General features: G+C 62.5%; 7 protein-coding genes. 1 reads left to right on the top strand and 6 read right to left on the bottom strand.

Annotated features, from left to right (window positions below):
* The 3 genes from AC1DX0_RS30770 to AC1DX0_RS30760 all read right to left on the bottom strand — a co-directional run.
* The coding region (locus AC1DX0_RS30770) for a radical SAM protein (RefSeq protein ID WP_477358202.1) at positions 1–591 on the bottom strand (591 nt) is incomplete at its 3' end.
* Entirely contained in the window at positions 588–1,004 is a 417-nt protein-coding gene (locus AC1DX0_RS30765; RefSeq protein ID WP_477220439.1) for a hypothetical protein, read from the bottom strand. The genes AC1DX0_RS30765 and AC1DX0_RS30770, both read right to left, overlap by 4 nt.
* Before the next feature lie 24 nt (positions 1,005–1,028).
* Positions 1,029–1,736, bottom strand: coding sequence for a metal-dependent hydrolase (locus AC1DX0_RS30760; RefSeq protein WP_477220438.1), 708 nt, complete (start codon positions 1,734–1,736; stop codon positions 1,029–1,031).
* Between the two features lie 124 nt (positions 1,737–1,860).
* On the opposite strand from AC1DX0_RS30760, the gene ruvX reads away from it, so the two are divergent.
* A complete protein-coding gene (ruvX, locus tag AC1DX0_RS30755) occupies positions 1,861–2,367 on the top strand; it encodes a Holliday junction resolvase RuvX (RefSeq protein WP_477220437.1) in 507 nt (168 codons plus the stop codon).
* Here the strand turns inward: ruvX and AC1DX0_RS30750 are convergent.
* The 3 genes from AC1DX0_RS30750 to AC1DX0_RS30740 all read right to left on the bottom strand — a co-directional run bounded on the left by AC1DX0_RS30750 (position 2,285) and on the right by AC1DX0_RS30740 (position 4,994).
* Positions 2,285–2,626: a DUF6105 family protein gene (locus tag AC1DX0_RS30750; RefSeq protein WP_477220436.1), complete on the bottom strand. Its 342-nt coding sequence runs from the start codon at positions 2,624–2,626 to the stop codon at positions 2,285–2,287. The genes ruvX and AC1DX0_RS30750 overlap by 83 nt on opposite strands.
* Positions 2,626–3,204, bottom strand: a complete 579-nt coding sequence (locus AC1DX0_RS30745; protein WP_477220435.1) for a hypothetical protein — start codon at positions 3,202–3,204, stop codon at positions 2,626–2,628. The genes AC1DX0_RS30750 and AC1DX0_RS30745 overlap by 1 nt, the downstream gene beginning before the upstream one ends.
* Before the next feature lie 161 nt (positions 3,205–3,365).
* The gene (locus AC1DX0_RS30740; protein WP_477220434.1) at positions 3,366–4,994 is read right to left on the bottom strand and encodes a DNA alkylation response protein; all 1,629 of its coding nucleotides are present in this window, start codon (positions 4,992–4,994) and stop codon (positions 3,366–3,368) included.
* Between the last annotated feature and the right edge of the window lie 189 nt (positions 4,995–5,183).

The following is a 5,183-nucleotide window of genomic DNA, read 5'->3' as shown; positions in this document are numbered from 1 at the left end:
TTCGCGAGCCGGACAGACTTCCCAACTGGCGCGCGGATCGCCATCCTCGAACGGCAACATGGCGTCGCCGAAGCCTTCGTAGCGACGGGTCCAATTCTTGTCTGATGGGCGGATCTGAACAAATATCCCGTGTTCCCGGCGCCACGCCTCCAGGAGAGCGAAGACCGGTTTCAACTTTTCCTGGTACTCCTCGGAGGCGTGATGAACCGAGACACTCAATTGGGTGTTGCCGTCAGCAGCGAGAATCGCCGGCAATGTCGGATGACGGTGCAGGAAAAAGCCGTTGCTGACGATCTCTATGCGGGCACGGGGCCAGTGCCGACGGACCAGCCCGACGAAGGACGGCAGCTCCGGATGGATGGTGGGCTCTCCGCCCAGGATGGAGAACCAGACAACATCTATGCGCCGGCTCCACAGCCCCATCCAGCGGTCTGCCTCCTCAAGCGAGACGGTGCCGGAATGGCCGTGATTGGAGTAGTGCGAACAGCTGTCGCAAGACAGATTGCAGCCATGTGCGACATGCAGTTCCAGTTTTGGGAACACCAGCCGCTCACGGCGGAAAAGCGACCTGATGCGCTGCATCATCGTCATGGCAAGGCAACGCCCTCGCACAAATAGTAGCTGCCGCTGTTGCCGCTTGCTTCGCTTTCGTCATCGATCGGCCGGACCGACACGAGATCGATCTGCCTCGCGTTCATTTGCGTCACCGAGAGGACATCGGGAAAGACATAGCCCGGCTCCTGGCAGATCGCCGTCACCGCCCAGCTCGGCGAGCGCTTCGCCTTGCTGATTTGAACGAACTCGCAATTGTATTCAACGCCTTGCAGGCCATGCGCCGACAACACAATGTTGCCGGCGTCGATCAGCGTCTGCAGCGTATCCTTCTTGGCCTGCGCACAAAGCTCCTCGGACTGCAGGTAGACGCCTTCGATGAAGTCATCCGCGGCGAGCGCGGGCGACGCCGCGGCAAACATCGAAATGAAAAGAGTTTGCCGCAACGCCATGCATTTGTTCCGCTTTAGCTATTTCTAGATCGTAATGGTCTCGCCAATCCTAGGCAATGCCACCTGAACACCGGATCCTTCCAGGCCGGCCTCGAATTTCTCAGCCGTCGGATCGATCATCGGAAACGTGCCGAAGTGGCAGGGGACGACCGTGTCGAACTTGAAAAAGCGGCGGCAGGCGAGTGCGGCCACCGCACCGCCCATGGTGAAGCGGTCGCCGATAGGCACGATGCCGATCTTCGGCTCATGCAATTCGTTGATCAGCGCCATGTCGGARAAAATGTCGGTGTCGCCCATRTGGTAGAGCGTCTTGTCTTCCGGGAAATGCAGGACCAGCCCGCCCGGATTGCCGAGATAGACGTTCTTGCCGCCCTCTTCGCCGAACGAGGAGGAGTGCAGCGCCTGGACGAAGGTGGTGGTGAAGCCGCCGCAATCGACCGTGCCGCCGATGTTGCCGGGATTGATCTTGTTACCGTCGGCGCCCTTGCCAACCAGATACATGCAGATCTCGAAATTGGCGACCAGCTGGGCGCCGCTTTTGCCGAGCACTTCCAGTGCGCCGCTGATGTGATCGTTGTGCCCGTGCGTCAGCAGAACATGCGTGATCCCTTCGGCCGGCCCTTCCCAGCCACCCGTCCAGGACGGATTGCCAATCAGATAAGGGTCGATAAGGATTTTGGCGTCGCCGGTTTCGATACGGAAGGCCGAATGGCCGTACCAGGTCAGTTTCATGAATGCATTTCCTCGATTTTTGTCGGGCCAGAGGATAGAACGCCGATGGTCCCGAGATCAAAGGGTTACTGTGTCCGTTGCGCGTTTGACAAAACACGTGGTGGTGAAAGGCGAAGGACGGCCGTTGAGTATTATCACGATCGAGGAATTGCCGACGCGGCTTGCCGGCGGCAAGACACTGGCCGGGCTCGATCTCGGCGACAAGACGATCGGCGTCGCGGTTTCCGACCGGGGATTCTCCTTTGCTCATCCACGCCCGGTCATCATGCGAAGGAAATTCTCGCTCGACGCCGCCGTGCTTTTGGCCTTGCTGGCGAAGGAGAATGCCGGCGCGGTGGTGATCGGGCTGCCGATCAACATGGATGGGTCGGAAGGTCCGCGCGCCCAGAAATCACGCGCCTTCGTGCGCAACATGGCGCAGCTGAGCGACCTGCCCTTCGTGTTCTGGGATGAAAGGCTGTCGACGGTAGCGGCCGAAAGGACGCTGATCGAGATGGACTTCTCGCGCGCCAAACGCGCCGGCAAGATCGATTCGGCGGCCGCCGCCTTTATTCTGCAGGGAGTTTTGGACCGGCTTCAGTCGCTCGCTGCATCCGCTCGAAGGGAACCGGACCCTCCCAGCGCTGTTTAAGCCAGCCGGCGATTTCGCGGCGACGGCGGAACGCCCACAGCGCCATCAGCAGAAATCCATCGAAGATGCAGGTCTTCGCCACCAAGCCGGGGATGATCGTTGGATCGACGCCTAGCATCTGGCCATAGAGCTGGAAGAAGAAGTCATGCATCTGCCGGGTGAGCATCACATAGCCGAAATTCATGTCATTGGCAGACAGATAGAACCAGCCCCAGAACAGCGCCATCGGAGCCGCCCAAAATGCGAAGATGTAGCGCATCAGCGGCCTCCCTTCGCTTTAGGGCCAGTCCGGTTGGGGCTGGTCCGGCTGGGGCTGGTCCGGCCTGATATTAGAGACAGCAACGAATTGTGCGCCGCCGCCTTCGCCATGTTGTGCGCCGTGGCGTGGAAAGCGGCGTCATCAGACACCGCAGCCGAGCGCCGCTCGGCCAGCATCGCGACATAGGAGGCGAGAAGCGCGGCGAGTTGCACCGCGACGACCATGAAGAGCCCGTTGATGCCTTGCGCGGCGCCACCGATCAAGATCATCGACAGCACACCTGAAGCGGAAATGAAGGCGATACGAACGACGCTGTCGGCGCCCGGGCTGGTCGCATCGTTGATCAGGGAATCGACAAAGGCCCAGAAGAACAGCACCGAGACGACCAGCAAGGCGGTGGCCAGCGGCGCAACCACGACGATGTTGTCCAGATTGACGAAGCGGGCACTCTCGACGGTCACACCAAGCACGCCGAGGGCTGCCGTCACACCGCGGTCTCCGTCGATGCAGATCAGCGCCAGCAAGGCGAAGACAATTGCCCAGTGCACAGACAGAAAGGAGGTCAGTACGTGTCGCATCGTGGTTCCTGCTTCGGCAGAAATGACAGTGGGCTTTGCCGCCCGTCGCCGCAACGGAAACCATTTGTTAAGGTTAACGGCGATTCACAGCGCGCGCTACGATGCCCTCAAATGCGTTCAACTGGTCGGAGAACCCAGCGCCGCGCCGCGCCGCGCCAGGTTCAGTTCACCGGCGGATAGAGCGTGTCGATGATCATGCGCGCGTCGTGGCGCGCATCGAGCATGCCATAGGTGTTGCGCCACTGGCCGGCCAGGCGCGTTTCGACGAAGGCATCGGCAATCCGCCCGGCCCCCAGCCGGCGAAGCTCCGCCGCCGCCGCCGATAGTGCCAACTGTTCGGTCAGCAGGCGTGCCGAGCCCTCATCGGTCGAAGCCACCTGCATCGCCGCCTTCAGCACACCGATCGTGCCGCGCCCGCCGGCGCCGAGGTCACGGTCGATGCCGGCCAGCACCTCTTCGAACAGGCCAGGCGCGCGGCCGAGCACGCGCAGCACATCGAGCGCCATGACATTGCCCGACCCTTCCCAGATCGCGTTGACGGGGGCTTCGCGGTAATAACGGGCGACCGGCGCCTCCTCGACATAGCCATTGCCGCCGAGGCATTCCATCGCCTCGTAGAGCAGCGGCGGCGCGATCTTGCACACCCAGTATTTGACCACCGGCGTCATGGCGCGGGCAAACGCCGCCTCGCCGCGATCGCTCGCCGCCTCATCAAAGGAGCGCGCCAGCCGGAACGACAGCGCAGTGGCGGCGGCGACATCCAGCGCCATATCGGCCAGCACGCGCTGCATCAGCGGCTGCTCGATCAAGGTCGAGCCAAACACCTGGCGATGGCGGGCATGATGAACCGCTTCCGCYAGCCCTGCCCGCATGATCGCCGAGGACGCCACCGCGCAGTCGAGCCGGGTCAGGGTCACCATGTCCATGATCGTCTTCACGCCGGCGCCGGGTTCGCCGACCATCTCGCCGATGGCGTTGACGAATTCGACCTCGGAAGACGCGTTGGAGCGGTTGCCGAGCTTGTCCTTCAGCCGCTGGAAGCGGAAACCATTGCCCGATCCGTCGCCGAGAACGCGCGGCACGAGGAAACACGACAGTCCCTCCGGCGCCTGCGCTAGCACCAGGAAGGCGTCCGACATCGGCGCCGACATGAACCATTTGTGGCCGGTCAGGCGATAAAAGCCGCTGCCGGCACGCTCTGCCCTCGTGACATTGGCGCGCACATCGGTGCCGCCCTGTTTCTCGGTCATGCCCATACCAAGCGTCAGCCCGGTCTTTTCGACCGGCGGCTTCTGGCTCTGGTCGTATTTGCGCGTCGTCACGCGTGGCGCCCATTCGCGGAACAGTTTTGGGCTGGCCATCAGCGCCGCCAGCGAGGCACTGGTCATGGTGATGGGGCAGAGATGCCCGGTCTCGAGCTCGGCGGTCAGGTAGAAACGCGCGGCGCGCACCTGATGGCGGCGGCCGATCTCGGCATCGCCGTTTTCCCAAACCGAGGAATGCAGCCCGTTGGCCACCGAACGGCGCATCAAGGCGTGATAGGCGGGATGGAATTCGACCAGGTCGAGGCGCCGTCCCTGGCGATCATGCGTCCTGAGTTTCGGCGTCTCGACATTGGCCAGGCGCGCCAGCTCCTGCGCCTCCTGCGTCAGGACGAAACGGCCGAGCCCGTCGAGGTCCTTGCGCACCGGGTCGGAAAAACGCTCGGCAAGCTGGATCAGCAACGGATCGCCTCGCCAGGCGTTGCCGCCCGTCAGCGGCGGCGGCTGGTTCGTCACGTCGTCGGTCACGCTTCTTCCTTATCGTGCGAAAGCCACGAATCCGAGGCCATCGGCTAGATATAGCCAAGCGTTGCGGCGCGCGCGACGAAAATACCGGGGAGAACGGCGCCAATCCAAAGCTGGTGCTTGCAGGCGTAAAATCCGCACCCTATAGCACCCCCTTGAGATGACCGACGCTTCGTCCCTGCCACTCTACCC

It is taken from the genome of Mesorhizobium sp. P3_A9, from assembly GCF_056402975.1.
The sequence above is the reverse complement of the archived record's forward strand: the minus strand, read 5'-3'. Positions and strand labels throughout refer to the sequence as shown.